This window comes from Wolbachia endosymbiont of Rhagoletis cingulata (assembly GCF_048537655.1).
GTDB lineage: Bacteria > Pseudomonadota > Alphaproteobacteria > Rickettsiales > Anaplasmataceae > Wolbachia > Wolbachia pipientis.
Window position 1 is genome coordinate 627,851 of sequence record NZ_CP175927.1, and the last position, 18,924, is coordinate 646,774.

Consider the following 18,924-nt stretch of genomic DNA (forward strand, 5'->3'; position numbering starts at 1 on the left):
GTATTGTGTTAGTTTAATGAAAAAGAAATCGATATGAAAGCAGAAAATTTCACTAAAGAACAGATAATTGGATTCTACAGGAAAATGCTACTCATACGCAGATTTGAGGAAAAAGCAGGACAATTATATGGGATGGGATTAATAGGCGGGTTCTGTCACCTATCAATAGGACAAGAAGCAGTTGCAGTTGGAACTCAAGCTGCATCAAAATTAGGTGACGCTTTTATCACAAGTTATAGAGACCATGGCTTAATGCTCGCATGTGATTCTGATCCAAATGTTGTAATGGCAGAGCTTACCGGCAAAGAAACAGGATGCTCGAAAGGTAAAGGTGGTTCGATGCACGTATTTGACGTTGAAAAAAAATTCTTCGGCGGGCATGGAATAGTGGGAGCACAAGTTCCAATTGGCACAGGAATAGCATTTGCTAATAAATATAAGAAAAAAGATAATGTGGTATTTACATATTTTGGCGACGGTGCTGCAAATCAAGGACAAGTATATGAATCGTTTAATATGGCATCTTTGTGGGAGTTGCCTGTGGTTTACATCATAGAAAATAATGAATACGCAATGGGAACCTCCGTGCAAAGGTCAACTTTAGTAACAGAGTTATATAAAAGAGGAGAAAGTTTTGGTATTCCTGGAAAACAAGTTGATGGAATGGATTTTTTCTCTGTTTATGAGGCTACAAGCGAAGCAGCGGAACACACACGCAGCGGAAAAGGGCCTATCCTGCTTGAAATGAAGACATATCGATATCGCGGTCACTCAATGTCAGATCCTGCTACTTATCGCTTAAAAGAAGAAGTTGAAGATATGAAGCAAAATCATGACCCTATAAGCACTTTAAAGAAATACATGACAGATAATAAAATGGCTTCAGAAGAAGAGTGCAAAGTAATTGATAAGGAAATACGTGATTTAGTAAAAAAGTCGGAAGATTTTGCCAAAAATAGTAAAGAACCAAGCGTTGATGAGCTGTATACTGATGTTTATAAATTTGTTAGCTAATTTTTTTATCCAGAACTGTACAAACATTGTATAGTAAACGATGTCATCCAAATAGCTCCTTCTCCCGTCATCCAAGTGCCCTCCTTTTTTTGTCATCCCAGTGCTCTGACTACTTGGATCCAGCTGAGTTGGTGAGTATAAAAGTATAGCTAACGCAAGCTCTACGTCATGCCGCCGCGAACCGTCATACCGCGATTCATTCGCGGTATCTCTAGATCCCGCTAACAAGCAGCGGGATGACGGTTGTCAGGCTAGCTGTCATCTCAGTAGTCTCCTTCTCCTGTCATCCGAGTAGCTGACACTGGTTCCTTTATGACGGCAGTAGCCCCTTCGGTGTCATTCCAGTGCTTGACACTGGAATGACACCAATAATTGACATTTCACTAGATATTCATTATAAATAATGGAATGCTACAAAGTATAAAAACCATATTAATAGAAGACGATAACGTTAGGCTGGATAGGTACATCAGAAGAATCTTTCCTGATCTAAAGCAATCTGTAATTGAAAAATCTTTAAGGAAAGGATTAATCAAAGTTGATGATTGCAAAGCAAAGTCCAGTGATAGAGTAAATTCTGGGCAAACTATAACGCTGAAGCACTTGAATTATATTGAAAACGCTAATTCTGATCGCAAATATAATGAAAAGTTAGTGAATCTACTAAGAGAGAACATATTATATGAAGACGAATATATACTAGCTATAAACAAACCCGCAGGGGTCATCGTTCAAGGTGGCGTAAAAGTAAAGATTAGCATGAGTGATTTGCTTGACCAAATAAGAGAGGGAGAAACATTTAAAATTGTCCATAGGCTAGATAGAGATACGAGTGGAGTGATAATATTCGCACGCAACGCTAATGTTGCCAGATACCTTATGGAAGAATTTAAAGGACGAAGAGTAAAAAAAACTTATTTAGCATTAACTTCTGGCATACCGAGCAAGGATAGTGGAACAATAGACTATCCATTGGTGAAAAAATATGTTTCAGGTCAAGAAAAAGTGGTCGTTGATGAAAATTCACCTCAGAATGCCACTACGCATTTTTCAATTATAGCAAAATCCAAACACAATGTTGCTTATTTAAAATTACAACCAATTACCGGCAGAACCCATCAGTTACGTGCACATTTAGCTCATATAAATTGCCCTATTCTTGGTGACGGTAAATATGGTGGTAAAAAAGCTTTTATTGATGGGATAGCAAATAAAATTCACCTTCATTCGCATTCTTTATCTTTAAAACTGCCAAACAATAAAGAAATCACTATCACCGCTCCTATCACTAAACACATCGAAAAATCCATTGAAGCGCTATTTTTCGACTGAAACGATTTCACCAATCAACTTTTCTGTCTTTGGCTTTAATTTGAAGCACAGATATTAGGCTAATTAATGCGCAGGCAGTAAGATAAATGCCTGCTGCAAGTTTTGTTTCGGTTTTTTCTATAAGCCACATGCATATGTATGGAGAAAGGCCACCAAAAATTCCTGCAGATATATTATTTGCTAAGCTTACGCCAGTGCATCTTACTTTTGTTGGAAACAGTTCACAAATAACAGAACCATATATTCCAAAAGATGCACCTACTGGTATAGTAATCAATAAGTAAGTTATTATTACGACATAGTGGTTAACGGAAGATAATAATGGTAATACACATGTACCAATCAGAGATAGCATAATCAGTACAGGAATCATTACGCGTTTTCTTCCAACTTTATCAGATAAAATTGCAAAAAGTACCGCAGATGCTGCAAATACAACCTGTATTACTATCCTCATTAAATCTTTAACACTAATAGATAAAATAACTAGCTCTTTTATTGATATATTATAAAACATTATTGCTGCGTAGACAATTGCATTCTGAGCAATTCCCAGATTGATTGAAATAATAAGCGGTCTTTTATAGTTTCTTACTAGTTCTAACAATGGTGAATGTGCTAAATTATTAGCGTACTTATTAGTTTTATATGCTAAGCTTTCTTTTAATATGTACCTAGTTAAAAAACCTATTGTCCCCCAAAAAAAGCAAAAATAAAAAAGCAACTTCCATCCCCATATTTCATAGTTCTCACCTGTAACTCTTTTGCAGATAAATATCATTGTTATGCATAAGAGCGTTCCAAGGGCTCCGCTAAAGGGCTTCATACTTCCTAAGAAACCTAGATTTTTTTTATCTTTTGAATGCTCTATCGTAAATGCTGTATTAATGCTTGTTTCACCTCCTGCAGTTATTCCTTGCACTATTCTACAAAACACAAGCAATACAGGTGAAAGCAACCCTATTTCTTTATACCCAGGTATAATTCCCATAATTGTGGATGATATTGAAATTAATATTACTGAAGTAAGTAAAGTCTTTCTTCTGCCATACTTATCTCCCATATAACCAAAAATTACTGCACCAATTGGTCTAAACGCAAAACCAATTGCAAAAACACCAAGGAATTTGAGTGTACTCAAATAATGATCTTCTGATGGGAAAAAAACGTTGATGATTGTATCTGTTAATACTCCAAAAAGAGTGAGTTCATACCACACAATCATGTTACAGATCATGCCCGATAGTATTGCTTTTTGGATATTATTCATGGTCTTTCAATTTAACATAACCTAATATATCATTAACCGGTGCTCCTTGCTATAAAATTTTTCATTCAATAACCTTCAAGGATAATTCACGTAAATGCTTATCCTCCACCTTGGAAGGAGCACCCATTAGAACATCTTCACCTTGCTGGTTCATAGGAAAACAGATTACTTCACGAATATTTGGCTCATCAGCAAGCAGCATAACTATTCTATCAACTCCTGGTGCTATTCCACCATGAGGAGGAACACCAAATCTGAATGCACGTACAAGTGCACCGAATCTTGTATCAACTTCTCCCCGGCTATAACCTGCAATGGCAAAAGCTTTATACATGATATCCAGTTTGTTATTACGAATCGCCCCACTTGACAGTTCTATTCCATTGCAAACAAGATCATATTGGTAAGCAAGGATATCCAGTGGATTTTTGTCCTCTAAATCTTTCAGACCACCGTGTGGCATGGAGAATGGGTTATGAAAGAAATCGATTTTTTTACTTTTATCGTCATATACAAAATATGGAAAATCAATGATCCAACAAAACTTGAAGATATTATCATCTATAAGACTGAGTTCTGACCCTAAAAGAGTGCGTACTTTTCCTGCAATGTTTGCCGCCTCATTCTCTTTGTCAGAAGCAAAAAATACACTATCTCCTGGCTCTATGTTTGTTGCTTCTCTTATGTGGTTTAGCCTATTTTCATCAAGAAATTTAGCAATTGGGCCTTTCGCAGTTCCATCTTTATCAAACGTTATATATCCGAGACCCTTAGCACCGAATTCTTTTTGCGCATGTTCTATCTTTTTATCAAAGAAGCTGCGTGGTTCCTCTGCTGTTTTAGGTGCAGGGATGGCTCTCACTACCATACCACGCTCAATATTGCTTTTGAAAATATTGAACCCTGAATCACGAAAAATTTCTGTAACATCGCTGATTAATAGTGGATTACGCAAATCTGGCTTGTCAGAACCATACTTAAGCATTGCCTCTTTGTATGTAATGCGTGGAAAATCTTTATCGACAGACTTGCGAGAAAATTTAGCAAACACTCTATATAAGGTAGACTCAATAATCTGAAAGATGTCTTCTTGAGTTACAAAAGACATTTCAAGATCTAGCTGATAAAACTCTCCCGGAGAACGGTCAGCCCTTGCGTCTTCATCACGAAAACACGGTGCAATTTGGAAATATTTATCAAACCCTGAAACCATGAGCAACTGTTTGAAAATCTGCGGAGCTTGTGGCAATGCATAGAACTTGCCAGGATTTAGCCTGCTTGGCACTAGGTAGTCGCGTGCTCCTTCAGGAGAGGAAGCAGTGAGTATTGGAGTTTGAATCTCTAAAAATCCTCGCTCTATCATGAGCTTGCGGAGCTCTGCAATAATTTGTGAGCGCAAAATAATATTGTTGCGGACTTTTTCACGTCTTAAGTCAAGAAATCGATATTTAAATCTCATGTTTTCTGGGTATTCTTGCTCGCCGGTAATGCTTGCCAATATACTTCTTTCTTCTTTTGCTATTTCTTCATCAAAGTGGAACTCAACTTCCGACTCAACGCGCAAATTGTTGACTATCACCTCGATTTCTCCGGTAGAAATAGAGCTGTTTACCGTATCTTCAGTTCTAGCTTCAACTATTCCTGTAACAGTAATTACACTCTCCAATTTTAAATTTGATATCTCATCAAAAAAGTCTTTGTCATTATTAAATACTAGCTGAGTGATTCCGTAGAAGTCTCTTAAATCAACAAAAATTAGGTTACCATGGTCGCGCTTACGATATAACCATCCAGAAAGGGTAACTTCCTTTTCTACATCATTCTTTCTTAATTCTTCACACGTGTGAGTCTTGTAGCAGTTCATATTTGTTTCACTTCTAAATTCTTTAAAAAGTATAGAAATAAACCTTACCACATACAAGCCCATTCGTCAGATATTTGTCCAGTTTACGAAATAGAGCAGTATTACTTTTATACTGTCTTTACTCACACAAAAATTGCACAATTTCTATAATTATGGTATAATATAATGTGGCGTAAGCTGAGTACAGAAAATGTCTTTCGGACAAATTATTATATATAGTATAGCATTACTTGCTATAGTCAAAGTATTTCTCTTTTTGAGAAAAATATACAAAAATCGCATTAGAAAAATCATATTTCCTAGAAAAGTTTTTAAAGAAGAGTGGGAAGAAGACAGAAAATTCAATGAATTATATCAAAAAAATAAGCAAAAAGAGTTGATGAAACAACAGGAAATACTGCGTGAGAAGCAAAAAGATGTGCAAGTTTATAAAGAAGATCCAGAAATAGTTGACATAGCAAAACCGGTAGGTAAATGGACAAAGATGGTTATGATGGGTAATGGTTTAATGCAGCGTTTTGCACAATTGATACATAGAGAAGGCGGACAGAAAGGATTTTGGGAGCTGTTTGTAAAAGCTCAGGCTTCAACTCAAGGTAAACATAAGGGAAAGGGCAGATAATCCATGCTTGAATGTGAAAATTTATCCTGCACTCGTAATAATAAGGTACTATTTAAGAATCTCAGTTTTAAAGCTGAGCTAAAATCAAAGATTCTAATCACTGGTCCAAATGGTAGTGGTAAAACCAGCTTAATTAGAAGTTTATCTGGACTTTTACCGCCGGTATCAGGCAATATAAGGCACTGCGGAAAAGATATATATGATGATCCAAAATCCTATATATCTTCTATGGTCTATATAGGCCATAAGAATGCCTGTAAAGATAGCTTAACTGTTGCTCAAAACGTAGAATTCTGGGCAGGAATACGAAATACTAGAGAATTGATTGTGGCAGCTATTTGTTGCTTGCAGTTGCAACCTGTACTTAATATTAGATATGGCGAACTTTCTGCAGGCTGGAAAAGGAGAGTTGCGCTTGCTCGCCTCTTGATTTCTAATGCAAACGTTTGGCTGATAGATGAACCATTTTGTAATCTTGATAGTGCAACGTGTGAATTAGTGCTGAACCTAATCTCAATACGCTCTGAGCAAAATGGTATAGTAATTATTACAGGGCATAGCTCTACAGAGCAATTGTGTGATTTTACAACGATTGATATACGTAATTTCAATAGACTTCTTGTATAGTTTTTGGCAACAACCGCTAGAAATAAAAAACTTGCTTGACAAACTCCGCCAGCCCCCTTATCATAAACACTGAAGCTATTTATTTATCTTCTCTGTACAGATTAAATGACAAAAAAACTCACGTATCTGGCGTCTCATGTTTAATTTTTTGCACTATGTGCACCTTATGTCTTTATCAAACTTCTACCTACATAAGCTGAAACGCGCCTATAAAGCGTTTAAAACATAAAAAAACGCCAACTTAAAAAATGGATAGTGAATAACTAGCTACCCTAGGGTTTCTTTTGCCTTTTTTTCTGTTTAGTAAATTTCTTAAACATTTATAGCTAAGGTTAGTTGCATTTAAAAGCAGCTGAGTCGCGGTTATTAAGCGTTTAGAATAAAAAAACGCCATACTTGAAAGTATAATGTAAGTAATTAGCCAACTACGGGGCTTCTTTTGCCTTTTTTTCTGTTTAGTAAATTTCTTAAATATTTATAGCTAAACGACAACCGTCATCCCGCTGCTTGTTAGCGGGATCTAGAGATACCGCGAATGAATCGCGGTATGACGGTTCGCGGTGGCATGACGATAAGCTCGTCATCCCGCTGCTTGTTAGCGGCTAAGGGATACCGCGAAGGGATACTGCGAATGAATCGCGGTATGACGGTTAATTATTCTGCGGCGGTATGACGTAGAGCTCGCGTTAGCTATACTTTTATACTCACCAACTCAGTATCCAATCTGGATCCAAGTAGTCAGCTACTTGGATGACAACCTGTTGAGGCTGCGCTTACACATTCCACTTTCTATGCTCACCAAACAAATTTGCTTACTCGCAGCAAAATTTTCTGGATCCAAGTAGTCAGCTACTCGGATGACATCTTTGTGTTTGAGGCAAAACCAGCTATAACATTTCTTCGCAAACAAATGTTCGTACAGTTGTGCGCGTGATGCTGGAATCTAGACAACAATTAGATCCTATTGTCAAGCAATAAGCTACATGTGCTATTTATTTAGTAGATTAAATATGAAGTTTAAAACTCTGCTATTGACTTCCTGTAGAACTAGTGAAAACCAAACTTGCTTAAAACCACTTAATTAGTTATAGTTATAATTTTAGGTACAGTAAAATGACAGCTTTTGTCCCCTTGATTATTTTTTTAATCTTGTATCTTGGAAGTGGTGCTTATTTTTCTTTTATCGGAACTGATAATCCACTTCATCAGGTTTCACCAGTAATCTGCTTATTACCAGCACTATTTTTTGCTGTCTCACGTGGTACAAATAAAATTCAGCATAACATCGATACTGTTATCAAGGGCATGGGTGACAAAAACATCCTTACTATGTGTTTAATTTTTTTATTTTCTGGAGCATTTTCTGCGGTGACTCAATCAATCGGTAGCGCAGACACTGTTGCTAATTTAATTCTTAATTTCCTTCCAGCAAGATTACTGCTGCCTGGAGTATTTTTGGCTTCTGCTTTTATTTCAACTGCAATTGGCACATCTATGGGAGTTGTTGCGCTGATGGTACCTATAGCTGTTAATCTGGCAAAAAGTGGAGCTTTTGGTCTCGAAATAGGAACTGCAACTGTAGTAGGTGGTGCCATGTTTGGCGATAACCTTTCGATGATATCTGATACCACCATTGCATCTGTTTCTTCACAGGAAGCTTCAGCAAAAGATAAACTTAAAATGAACTCTAAAGTTGCACTTATTGCCAGCATTATAACACTCATCTACCTAGCAGTTGCCTCAAATAGTACAAAAATTATTTCTATATCAAATTTAGATTATTATTCTATAATAAAAATTATTCCTTACATTTCTTTAATAATCATGGGGCTGCTTGAAGTCGCCACTTTAGTAACAATAACTATAAACATAATTATTGCTGGTGTGCTAGGAATAACTTTTTTTGACTATGCTATCATTCAATTTCCTCATGACGTGTATGACGGTTTCAAAAAAGTAAACGAAATAGTGATATTTGCTCTATTTATCGGTGGATTGAGCCATATAATGTACAAGCAAGGTCAAAAAGCGTTGCATAAACTCATCGATGAAAGCAATATCACAAAAACTAAAGCTGAATTTGTGATAGCAGGAATTGCGTCTATGTTTACTACCTTAGTTGCCAATAATACCATTGCTATTTTACTAAGTGGTGGCATTGCAAAAAGGCTTGCACAAAAACACAGTATTGCGCCACATCGCAGCGCATACTTATTAGATGTTTTTGCTTGTGCTACAAAAGGTATCTTACCTTATGGTTCCCAACTATTGCTAGCAGGTAGCATCGCCTCTGTATCACCTATTTCTTTATTAACACAGGTATATTATTGCTTTATTCTAGCGGCAGTTACAATAGGCGAAATAATCATCAACAGCAGAAAAGAGAAACATTGTGCGGCTGCAACTTAGAGTTTCTCTTTTTTTACCCATAAGGAACGGAATTACTTGACACCCTTCGCCAACCCCCTTATCATGAAACTGAAGCTATTTATTTATCTTCGCAATCTGTGCAGGTTAATGACAAAAAACTTAGGGTATTTGGCGTCTCATGTTTAATTTTTCGCACTACGTGCATCGCATGTCTTTAAAAATTTCTGGGTTTTTACCTATATAAGCCGAAACGCGCTTACAAAGCGTTTAAGACAGCAAAAAACGTCAAATTGACAAGGGAGAATTTGAATGCTAGCTACTAAGGGGTTTCTTTGCCTTTTTTCCTGCTTAGTAAATTTCTTAAACACTTGCGGTGTAGGTTAGTTGCAAGTTAAAAGCAGCTAAATCGCTCTTAATCAAGCGTTTTAGAATAAAAAAAACGCCGATATTTTAGTACATAGTAAATAGCCAACCACCATGGGGCTTCTTTTGCCTTTTTTTTCATTTGGTAAATTTCTTAAACATTTATAGTTGCAATTTAAGAGCCCGTAAAGGGTGTCATTCCAGTGCCCCTGTGATGTATTCCAGTGCTTGACACTGGAATACAGTTTTCCATATAATCTCATCGAAAATGTTGTAACCACTTTCCATGCTAGTTTGCTTGTTCACAAGCAAACTTTTCTGGATCCCAGTGTCTGGGCACTGGGATGACAAGAGAAGGTACTAGCCTGACACCCTGACAACCGTCATCCCGCTGCTTGTTAGCGGGATCTATGCTAATGCCCTTTTATTCTTTCAATTATGTTATTTCCATTTAAATCTGTCTGTTCCGCAACTTCAGTGAATACAGTTGAATACTCCCTAAAACTGATCGTCATAACTTTACCCTACTTTGAATAATATTTTGATCATTACATATTGTAACAAAAAAAAATCAACTCATTTCTTCTAACGGCTCTATATTAAAGATAGAAAGTCCAGAAGCAATGACGTGTGCTAAGGCTTGGACAAGTTGCAGCGGTGAGATCTTTCTTATATTTTTAATTGTGTAATCTTCTGTGTTTGTAAATGTTTTTTCTATACCCCACTGCAGTAATAAGTACTTTACGTTCTGAATGATTTATGATGTAAATTATACGGTAGTTGCTAACCCTTATCCTATATTGCCCTCTAAAGCTATGACATAAAGGCTTTCCTAGATTAAAAGGATCAACTGTAAGGCGTTTCTTTATGGCCTCCTGAACCATTAATTTAATCTTTGCCGGAAGAGCTGGAATTTCTTTTTCAATAACATTTTTTAAGAATTTTATAGTGTAAGTTTTATTTCCAGATGTTTTCATCATCCTCTACTTCTTCTTCACCTTCAGAGAGGCGATCGTCAGCTATTTTGGATAGCTCTACATCTTCTTCGAACTCTTCTTCCACTAAATCTACTAAAACTTCAGGAATAGTTTTATTTTGAGTCTCTGCCATTTCTGTAAGATACTGAGCCAATTTACTGTCAAAACTTACATTAACATTGAGCTTTTTTTGACTGTGAGCCATATATTAACCAGAAAATACTACTATAAACTATAACATTTTTACTTAATTTTGTCAACTTCTCTATTCGTTGAAAAAACAATCTTGCATAAAAAAATCAACTCATCTCTTCCAAAGGCTCTATATTGAAGATAGAAAGTCCAGAAGCGATGACGTGTGCTAAGGCCTGCACGAGAAACATTCTTGCAGCGGTGAGGTTTAAGTTGTCTTCCAGTATGAAACGCATGTTTAAATCACTCTTGCCATACCCCCATAAAACGTGAAACGCTTCTGCAACTTCAAGTAAGTAGAAAGTAATTCTGTGTGGCTCACAAAGCCTTGCTGCAATTTCTACCACATCTGGCCACTTTGCTAAGGTTTTTATGAGGAAGAGCTCTCCACCTGTCCTTAAAAGTGAAGGATCTGCTGTTGGGAGCTCTTTTGGAGCATTACGCATTAACGAATGAGCACGAGCATGCGCATATTGCACGTAAAAAATAGGGTTGTCTTTTGACTGTTCTTTAACTTTAGCAAAATCAAAGTCCAAGACCATATCATTCTTGCGTGTTAGCATTATAAAACGAGTTATGTCCCTGCCAACTTCTTCCACTACATCTCTTGCTGTTAGGAAGTTTCCTGATCTTTTGGACATCTTAACAGGTTTGCCGTTCTCGAAAAAATTCACAATATTATGCAGTTTTACCTCTATTTTTGCTTGATCATCACTGAGCGCAGAGACGACTGCTTTGAGTCTTTTGACATAACCGCCGTGGTCACTACCAAGCTCTACGATCATATTGTTAAAACCACGCGATATCTTATCAAAATGGCAAGCGATATCCGAGGCAAAATAAGTCCAACTGCCGTCCTCTTTCTTCAATGCACGGTCAACGTCATCACCAAATTTTGTAGAGCGAAATAGCATCTCTTTTCTGGAAGTCCAATTTTCGCTTTCTTTGCCTTTTGGTTTCTCCAGGTACCCTTCATACACTAGACCCTTGTCAGACAATATCTTTATACTCTCTTCAATTTTGCCACTTTTTTGTAGCTCATACTCTGAAGTAAAAACATCATGATTTACTCCAAGTAAGTTCATGTCTTCCTTTATGATTTCTAAGATAGAACTTAAAGTATAGTCTCTAATCACTTGATTATCTTGCTTTTCTAGAAGCTCTGCGCCATATTTTTTGGCCAGCCCAGTCCCTATTGGTTTTAAATACTCACCTGGGTATAAACCTTTTTCGATGCTGATTTTTTCTCCCAGAGCTTCCTTATACCGCAAATATACTGACCGAATTAGCGTATCTATCTGCGCTCCAGCATCATTAATATAGTATTCCTTAGTAACTTTATAACCAACTTTTTTCAATAAATTTGCCAGAACGTCACCAAATACTGCCCCTCTTGCATGACCAATATGCAGTGGACCAGTTGGATTTGCAGATACAAATTCAACATTAATGGCCTGATTGTTCCCTATATCTAGGGTGCCAAACTCTGTTTTTAGCTCATTTATTTGTTTTAAAATTCCATGCCACACTTCTATTTTTAAGTGCATGTTGATGAAACCAGAGCCTGCTATTTCCACTTTTGCAACTTCATCAAAAAGTTCAAATTCTTTGGCTAAAACCTCTGCAATTTCAATGGGATTCTTCTTTTCATGCTTTGCAAGCACCATAGCAACATTTGTGTAAATGTCTCCATGGACTCTATTGCTTGGAGGCTCTATGATAAAGTTTGCTGCACTTGTGCTTATAACACCCCTTTGTTTCAACTCATTCAATTTACTAAAGATTAGAGAGGAAATCTGCTTAAAAATGTTCATTCACTATATTGCTATAAAATCTATAGCAGTATAGTGAATAAGTGGGACTAGTTGAAGGTTTATCTTAACTATTTTATCTTCCTGGATCAGAGTTTATATTAAGTCGTTGCCGTAACCATGGTAAGAGAAAGCCATACCTTCGCTGTAACCATCATTACCAGCATCAGGCTCTTCAACATCATCAGTTACTACCTGATCTTCAGTTGTGATTTTATCCTTGATCGTCTCGTCTACACCCTCATCACTATAAGAAAATTTGTTAGTATATGAATAGCGATTATTGATTTTATCACTATAGTTATGTTTTAACATAGAGACCTCCTATACAGTCAAAATTGGAATTACATTAAGATAGAACAAGCTATGAATATAACGTGAATGAAAGAAACTACAGGTCACGAAATTTCCGGATAACTATGGAACCATTATAAAATAATAAAATTAAAAATTTAATAATTTTAATTATAAATCTAGCATATCAACTAACGGTATGATTTAAATTTTCTTTCAATTCCACTGTATCTTCGCCAGTTTTGCATACAGCCCGTCTTTACTCATTAGAAAGTCATGAGTTCCTACTTCTTCTACTTTTCCATGATTAATTACTATAATCTTGTCAGTCTTGAGTGCGGTTGATAGCCTGTGTGTAATTACGATTGTTGTTCTGTTTTGCATTAACTTGCTCAATGCTTTTTGCACGAGGTTCTCACTTTTGTAATCAAGGGCAGAGGTTGCTTCATCCAGTATTAAAACCTGAGGATTGTTGAGTATGGCCCTTGCTATTACAATACGTTGTTTTTGTCCTTCAGAAAGTTTTAATCCTCTTTTTCCTACAAATGTATCAAATTTATCAGGCAGCTTATCAATAAATTCCATCGCATAAGCGCTGATGGCTGCTTGCTTCACTTCCTCATATTCGGCACCTGGTTTGCCATATAGTATATTTTCCATTATTGAGCAAGAAAATATCATGTGATCTTGTGGCACTAAGCCAAACAACGATCTGAGGTCATTTAGCGCAATTGACTTAATATTGTGCCCATCGATAGTAATGCTACCTTTGTTTGGATCATGAAAACGGAGCAGAAGCTTTAAAATGGTGCTTTTACCACTGCCAGATGGTCCAACAATTGATACTGCTTGACCTGCCTCTATAGAAAATGATACGTTATCTAATGCTGGCTTATCAGCATAAAAAAATGTTACACCATTAAACGAAATTCCTTTTTGAACACTATAAATTTTTATAGGATCATCGGCATCTACTATAGAGCTTTTCATATTTTTAAATTCAAATAAACGCTCTACTATTCCAAGACCTCGTTGTAAATCACTGATATTATCGCTCAAATTATTTATAGCTCCTGCCGCAAGCGCTGAATAAAACACAAATGAGGAGAGTTCTCCAATAGTTATATTATTGCTTAAGACTTCTTTAATACCAAAAAAGAGCAAAACAACTAGTGAACCTATCACACACGTGATAACTAGAGTTACTAGAATAGCACGCAAGAGTACTAATTTTACGTATGATTTTGATACTGAGTTTAAATACTCCTTAAAACGGGTTTTTTCATTTTCTTCGAGTACAAACGATTTGATAGTCACTATAGATCTAAAATTTTCCTCACTAAATGACGCAAGCTCACTTAATTTATCCTGGGCAAAGCGTGCATAGCTACGCACTTTTTTTCCAAGTGAGGTCATGATAATGAGTAGTATAGGTATTATTGCGGCTGCATACGCAGTTAGTTGTATATTTGTATATAATAACATAGCAACACTGCCAATCAGAATCACAAAATTTCGTAATATGGTTAGTAAGCTGCTGTTTATTATTGATTGCAGCACAGAGGTATCAGTAATTAACGCTGAGATAACATCTTGTACGCCTGTGTTCTCAAAGAAACTTGGTTGCAAGTTAGTGATACTGCTATATAAGTCATATCTGATTCTTGCGATAACTTTCTCGCTGCCAATGCCAATGAAATATAACCGAGTAAATGCAGTGAGAGAAATGGCTAAAACTATAAGTATTGCAACTAATAGTTTGGTAGTAAAATCGTGCTCTGTGCCAGAATCAATTATATTGCTTAAGCCTCTGCCAAAGAGGAGGATCGTTAAGGCTGAAAATAAAACTGCAATAAAAGCTATGACAAAATAGGATAGATTAGGCTTTATATAGTAAAATAACTGCCTAATATTAGATCGCATCTTATTTTAAAGTTTCTAAAGTTAAGTATATAGATTTTAGTTTCAGGGGAAAGGGGAAAGGTGTAGTATGAAGCAATTTAGGTTCTGCAGCTGTTGTGATTTTAGTCCACCAAGAAAGGGTAGTAGCTCGCAGAAACAAAAAACTTACTTGACAAACTCCGCCAGCCCCCTTATCATAAAATTGAAGCTATTGTATTTGCTTTCGCCAATCTGCAGATTAAAAGGTAAGGATTACTTAATGTATCGGCGTCTTATGTTTAATTTTTTGCAGTACATAGATACTGTATGTCTTTACAAAACTTCATCTACATCTAGATTTTTATCTAAATAAGCTGAACGCGCTTATAAAGCGTTACAAGACATCAAAAAATGCCAATACTCGACAGAGATAGTAAAAGACTAGCTAACTCGGGGATTCTTTGTCTTTTTTTCTGCTTAGTAAACTTCTTAAACATTTGCAGCGTAAGTTAGTTGCAATTAAAAGCAGCTTAATCTTGCTTGTCAAGCGTTTAAAACATAAAAAACGCCAATATTTTAAAGCGGATAATAACCCCAGGGCTTCTTTTGCCTTTTTTTTCATTTGGTAAATTTCTTAACGTTTGTAGCTAAACGACAACCGTCATCCCGCTACGTGTTAGCGGCTAAGAGATACCGCGGCGGTATGACGGTTTGCGGCGGCATGACCTCGTCATTCCCCTACGTGTTAGCGGGATCTAGAGATACCGTGACGGTATGACGGTTCGCGCGGTGGCATGACCTCGTCATCCCGCTACTTGTTAGCGGGATCTATGTTAAGGTATGACGGTTAAGTAAGGGATCTATGTTAAGAGATACCGCGGCGGTATGACGGTTCGTGGCAGCGTGACGATAACCTCGTCATCCCGCTACGTGTTAGCGCCGCGGCGGTATAGCTATACTTAAAAATATGGTTGAATAGTTGTTAATAATAGTGTATAATTATTAATCTTTTCTCAGTATTTTTACTATGGCTCTTTCTAAATTTCTCGATCCAAAGTTAGATTTAACATTTAAGAAAATCTTTGGCACTGAAAAAAATAAGAATATTCTTATCCATTTTTTAAACGATTTTTTAGGATGTACTGAAGTCAACACTATACAAGAAGTAGAATTCTTAAGCACCATTATGGACCCTGAAATTGCTTCTGATAAACAAAGCATTGTTGATGTTCTTTGCAGAGATTCTAGTGGGAACAGGTATATAATTGAGATGGTGCGACCTGAAAGCCTTCGGTCATATTGTTTAAAAGGAGAGGAATTCATTCAGAAAGAAACTGAAAGGATTCTAAAGCTTATTGAACCAGATGTTTTGCCATCTGAGTCTACGCATCAGTGCGAATTGGGTAACCAGTTGGTGCCGAGCGACGCGGACAATGAACCTCCTCTTGATAAAGAAGATGCTCAATCGTGAGAGAAAGCATAAACTACAAGCATCATGTGGTTGGAGGGCTAGGCTTAGTGGTATGGTGAACGTAAGTGAAGCTTCATAAGTATCGTAACGATTAAAGAGCTAAAGATGCTGATAAGCTCCGACCAAAAGGTAATGTGGATGAGTTACATTTTTCATTTCTGGATGTACGCAAATAATAATTCCACCGGTATAGAGAAGCCACCTAACCCACTATTGTATGACAAAAGGAACAGGATAAGCCTGTATTTTCGCCTATATGGCAGGCAACCCGCAAGGAATGCTGATGGATGTGCAGGTAAAGGATAATGGAGAAAGCGAATGCCATTTTGTAACGAAATGGATAGAATTTGTAACATTAATTCGCGTGAAAACGAGCAGACTTCCATTTGGTCCCTCATGACAAGAAACTTTGTTAACCACTTAAGGTAGGAAAGCAGATGATTACAAGTACAACTGTAAGTGCACCTACCAATAACTCCGAAGCATGGAACCAGTTACCCTGGAAGAAATGCCAAAAAGTTGTTATGAGGCTACAGAGGCGTATTGTTAAGGCTGTCCAACAAGGCAGATGGGGTAAGGTGAAAACTTTACAACACCTTCTCACACGCTCTTTTAGCGGCAAAGCTTTGGCGGTTAAGAGAGTAACTGAAAACCAAGGAAAAAACACAGCAGGTGTAGATCGTCAAATATGGTCAACTTGCAACACAAAATTTCAAGGAATAAAGCTATTAAAACAAAGAGGATACAAACCTTCTCCGCTAAAACGGATATACATCAGTAAGTCTAATGGCAAAAGAAGACCTCTTGGAATCCCTACGATAAAAGATAGAGCCATGCAAGCATTATACTTGTTTGCTTTGGAACCGATAGCTGAAACGATCAGTGATCGTCACTCTTATGGTTTTAGACCAAAAAGATCCTGCGCAGACGCTACTGTGGCTTGTCACTTGTTACTGGCAAGCCGTAACCAACTACAATGGATACTCGAAGGTGATATTAAAGGGTGTTTTGATAACATTAACCATGAATGGCTCATGAAGCATATTCCTATGGAGAAGAAAATTCTTCATAGCTGGTTAAAAGCTGGCTTCCTAGAATCAAAAACTCTGTATTCCACAACTGCAGGTACCCCACAAGGTAGTATCATCTCTCCAATACTAGCAAATCTAGCCCTAAATGGACTTGAAAAATCATTGGAAAGTCAATTTGGTAAACTTGGCAGTAAAAGAAGAAGCAAAATCAGAAGTGGAGTAAATGTAATCAGGTACGCAGATGACTTTATCATTTCAGGAATCACACGTGAAGTACTGGAAAATGAAGTAAAACCTCTAGTATCGTCCTTTCTTCAGGAGAGAGGTCTTATCCTTTCCGAAGAGAAAACAAAAATTACATCTATTACAACAGGGTTTGACTTTCTTGGTTGTAATGTACGCAGGTATAATAAGAAGTTAATTATAAAACCTTCAAAAGAAAGTATTAAGAAACTTCTTAATAAAGCACGTACATTGATAAAGGCAAACATAGCGAACACTCAGGCCGTACTAATCAAGTTGCTCAATTCCCTATTAAGGGGATGGGGAAATTACTACAGCCATGTGTGTGCGAAAAGAGCTTTTAACAAAATAGACCATGAAATTATGTGTGCTCTATGGAAATGGGCAAAGAAAAGACATCCTCGTAAAGGATTACGTTGGATAAAGAATCGTTACTTCAAGGTAATGAAACAACGCCAATGGGTCTTTGCTGCACCCATATGCAAGAACAAACCGAAAGAGATAAGGTATTTAAGACTGCTTAGGTTGATTGATATACCTATCAGACGACATGTTAAAATCAGGGCGGATGCAAATCCACTTGACTTAAAATGGAAAAAGTATTTTGATGAAAGAGTGAAACAAACAAAAATGTTAGCAAGCTCTTTCTCAAGAGAAGGTTCTCTACTGTTGGTGTCACCATTAAGAATGATGTTTTCTGAGGAATCATGAAGGACAAGCCGGTTCGAGAAAAGAAGGACTTAGATAAGGGGCTCAAGCGTAGTGTGGGGAAACCTGCATGCTGCGTTTCTAAGGGAGGGAGTAGTAGCAATACTACTTCCTTACCTAACCAGCTCGCTCGTGATAAAGGCTTTGAAAAACGCGCACAACTTTATGCTGCTAAGGCTTACTCAAGACAAGCTGATAAATCTGGTAAATACGTTGATTTAAAGAAGATTTTCTTTATCGCGATTTCAAATTGTACCTTATTCCCTGATAAGCTTGACTATATATCTAGCCATACCATAAGAGATGAAAAAACCAATGAGCATGACTTAAAAGATTTTCAATTTATCTTCATAGAGCTGCCAAAATTTCCTAAGAGTAGAGAAGAACAACTAGAAAGTGTAGTAGACCGTTGGCTATTTTTTTCAAATATGCAGATGAAACAACGGACGAAGATCTCAGAAAAATTGCGGAAAAATCACCAATAATAAAGCTAGCATATGATGAATTAGATAAGTTTCACTGGAATGAAAAAGATCTAATAACTTATGAAGAAAGAATAATGGATCTGCGCAAAGAAGAAGCCATTCTTGAATACAGACTTGACCTTGCTACTGAAAAAGGCATCCAAATTGGCGAAGAAAGAGGCATCAAAATCGGTAAAGAGGAAGGAAAAATCGAAGGAAAAATCGAAGTCGCAAAAGCAATGCTGGCTAACAATGTTGATGTCAACACTATTGTCAAATTTACTGGCCTTTCTATTAGTGAGATTGAAGAATTAAGTGTGAACGGTTACTAATTAAGAACTTTAATTATCAATCATAAATCACTGAATTTCGCTAGTAAATTTGTTGCCA

Annotated in this window: 14 protein-coding genes and 2 pseudogenes; 9 read left to right on the forward strand and 7 right to left on the reverse strand. The window is 36.8% G+C overall.

The features are described from left to right. The first annotated feature begins 33 nt into the window (after positions 1 to 33). Both pdhA and ACJZL3_RS02890 read left to right on the forward strand, forming a co-directional pair. On the forward strand, positions 34 to 1,014 hold the full coding sequence (gene pdhA, locus ACJZL3_RS02885) for a pyruvate dehydrogenase (acetyl-transferring) E1 component subunit alpha (RefSeq protein ID WP_006279887.1): 981 nt from the start codon (positions 34 to 36) through the stop codon (positions 1,012 to 1,014). Positions 1,015 to 1,422: 408 nt separating this feature from the next. Then, the gene (locus ACJZL3_RS02890; RefSeq protein WP_006279888.1) at positions 1,423 to 2,346 is read left to right on the forward strand and encodes an RluA family pseudouridine synthase; all 924 of its coding nucleotides are present in this window, start codon (positions 1,423 to 1,425) and stop codon (positions 2,344 to 2,346) included. 7 nt (positions 2,347 to 2,353) lie between these two features. Here the strand turns inward: ACJZL3_RS02890 and ACJZL3_RS02895 are convergent, their stop codons facing one another. Both ACJZL3_RS02895 and aspS read right to left on the reverse strand, forming a co-directional pair. Continuing rightward, positions 2,354 to 3,616: an MFS transporter gene (locus ACJZL3_RS02895; RefSeq protein WP_038198717.1), complete on the reverse strand. Its 1,263-nt coding sequence runs from the start codon at positions 3,614 to 3,616 to the stop codon at positions 2,354 to 2,356. A gap of 61 nt (positions 3,617 to 3,677) precedes the next feature. Beyond that, positions 3,678 to 5,480, reverse strand: a complete 1,803-nt coding sequence (aspS, locus tag ACJZL3_RS02900; RefSeq protein WP_038198726.1) for an aspartate--tRNA ligase — start codon at positions 5,478 to 5,480, stop codon at positions 3,678 to 3,680. A gap of 190 nt (positions 5,481 to 5,670) precedes the next feature. Here aspS and ACJZL3_RS02905 point away from each other — a divergent pair, with 190 nt between their 5' ends. The 3 genes from ACJZL3_RS02905 to ACJZL3_RS02915 all read left to right on the forward strand — a co-directional run bounded on the left by ACJZL3_RS02905 (position 5,671) and on the right by ACJZL3_RS02915 (position 9,138). Next, positions 5,671 to 6,102, forward strand: a complete 432-nt coding sequence (locus ACJZL3_RS02905) for a hypothetical protein (RefSeq protein ID WP_010082661.1) — start codon at positions 5,671 to 5,673, stop codon at positions 6,100 to 6,102. A gap of 3 nt (positions 6,103 to 6,105) precedes the next feature. Next, a complete protein-coding gene (gene ccmA, locus ACJZL3_RS02910; RefSeq protein ID WP_007548816.1) occupies positions 6,106 to 6,729 on the forward strand; it encodes a heme ABC exporter ATP-binding protein CcmA in 624 nt (207 codons plus the stop codon). A gap of 1,113 nt (positions 6,730 to 7,842) precedes the next feature. Then, positions 7,843 to 9,138: a Na+/H+ antiporter NhaC family protein gene (locus ACJZL3_RS02915; RefSeq protein WP_419198924.1), complete on the forward strand. Its 1,296-nt coding sequence runs from the start codon at positions 7,843 to 7,845 to the stop codon at positions 9,136 to 9,138. Between the two features lie 1,001 nt (positions 9,139 to 10,139). Here ACJZL3_RS02915 and ACJZL3_RS02920 read toward each other — a convergent pair. The 5 genes from ACJZL3_RS02920 to ACJZL3_RS02940 all read right to left on the reverse strand — a co-directional run bounded on the left by ACJZL3_RS02920 (position 10,140) and on the right by ACJZL3_RS02940 (position 14,659). Beyond that, positions 10,140 to 10,439, reverse strand: coding sequence for a type II toxin-antitoxin system RelE family toxin (locus tag ACJZL3_RS02920; RefSeq protein WP_010962566.1), 300 nt, complete (start codon positions 10,437 to 10,439; stop codon positions 10,140 to 10,142). Continuing rightward, positions 10,420 to 10,644 carry a hypothetical protein gene (locus tag ACJZL3_RS02925; protein ID WP_010962565.1) on the reverse strand — a complete coding sequence of 75 codons (225 nt, stop codon included), beginning with the start codon at positions 10,642 to 10,644 and terminating at the stop codon, positions 10,420 to 10,422. Before ACJZL3_RS02925 ends, ACJZL3_RS02920 begins: the two co-directional genes overlap by 20 nt. 94 nt (positions 10,645 to 10,738) lie before the next feature. Further along, positions 10,739 to 12,445 carry an arginine--tRNA ligase gene (gene argS, locus ACJZL3_RS02930; protein ID WP_419198925.1) on the reverse strand — a complete coding sequence of 569 codons (1,707 nt, stop codon included), beginning with the start codon at positions 12,443 to 12,445 and terminating at the stop codon, positions 10,739 to 10,741. 93 nt (positions 12,446 to 12,538) lie between these two features. Next, entirely contained in the window at positions 12,539 to 12,757 is a 219-nt protein-coding gene (locus ACJZL3_RS02935; protein WP_010962563.1) for a hypothetical protein, read from the reverse strand. Positions 12,758 to 12,952: 195 nt separating this feature from the next. Continuing rightward, a complete protein-coding gene (locus tag ACJZL3_RS02940) occupies positions 12,953 to 14,659 on the reverse strand; it encodes an ABC transporter ATP-binding protein (RefSeq protein ID WP_010962562.1) in 1,707 nt (568 codons plus the stop codon). 985 nt (positions 14,660 to 15,644) lie between these two features. Between ACJZL3_RS02940 and ACJZL3_RS02945 the strand changes: the two are divergent. From ACJZL3_RS02945 to ACJZL3_RS02960, 4 genes and pseudogenes are all read left to right on the forward strand, one after another. Then, positions 15,645 to 15,890: pseudogene (locus tag ACJZL3_RS02945) on the forward strand (PD-(D/E)XK nuclease family transposase); the annotation flags it as partial. 454 nt (positions 15,891 to 16,344) lie between these two features. Continuing rightward, positions 16,345 to 16,488, forward strand: coding sequence for a hypothetical protein (locus ACJZL3_RS02950; protein WP_173862902.1), 144 nt, complete (start codon positions 16,345 to 16,347; stop codon positions 16,486 to 16,488). 37 nt (positions 16,489 to 16,525) lie between these two features. Next, positions 16,526 to 18,073, forward strand: a complete 1,548-nt coding sequence (ltrA, locus tag ACJZL3_RS02955; RefSeq protein ID WP_006280223.1) for a group II intron reverse transcriptase/maturase — start codon at positions 16,526 to 16,528, stop codon at positions 18,071 to 18,073. Beyond that, positions 18,070 to 18,866, forward strand: a pseudogene (locus ACJZL3_RS02960) (Rpn family recombination-promoting nuclease/putative transposase). Before ltrA ends, ACJZL3_RS02960 begins: the two are co-directional and overlap by 4 nt. Positions 18,867 to 18,924: the final 58 nt, after the last annotated feature.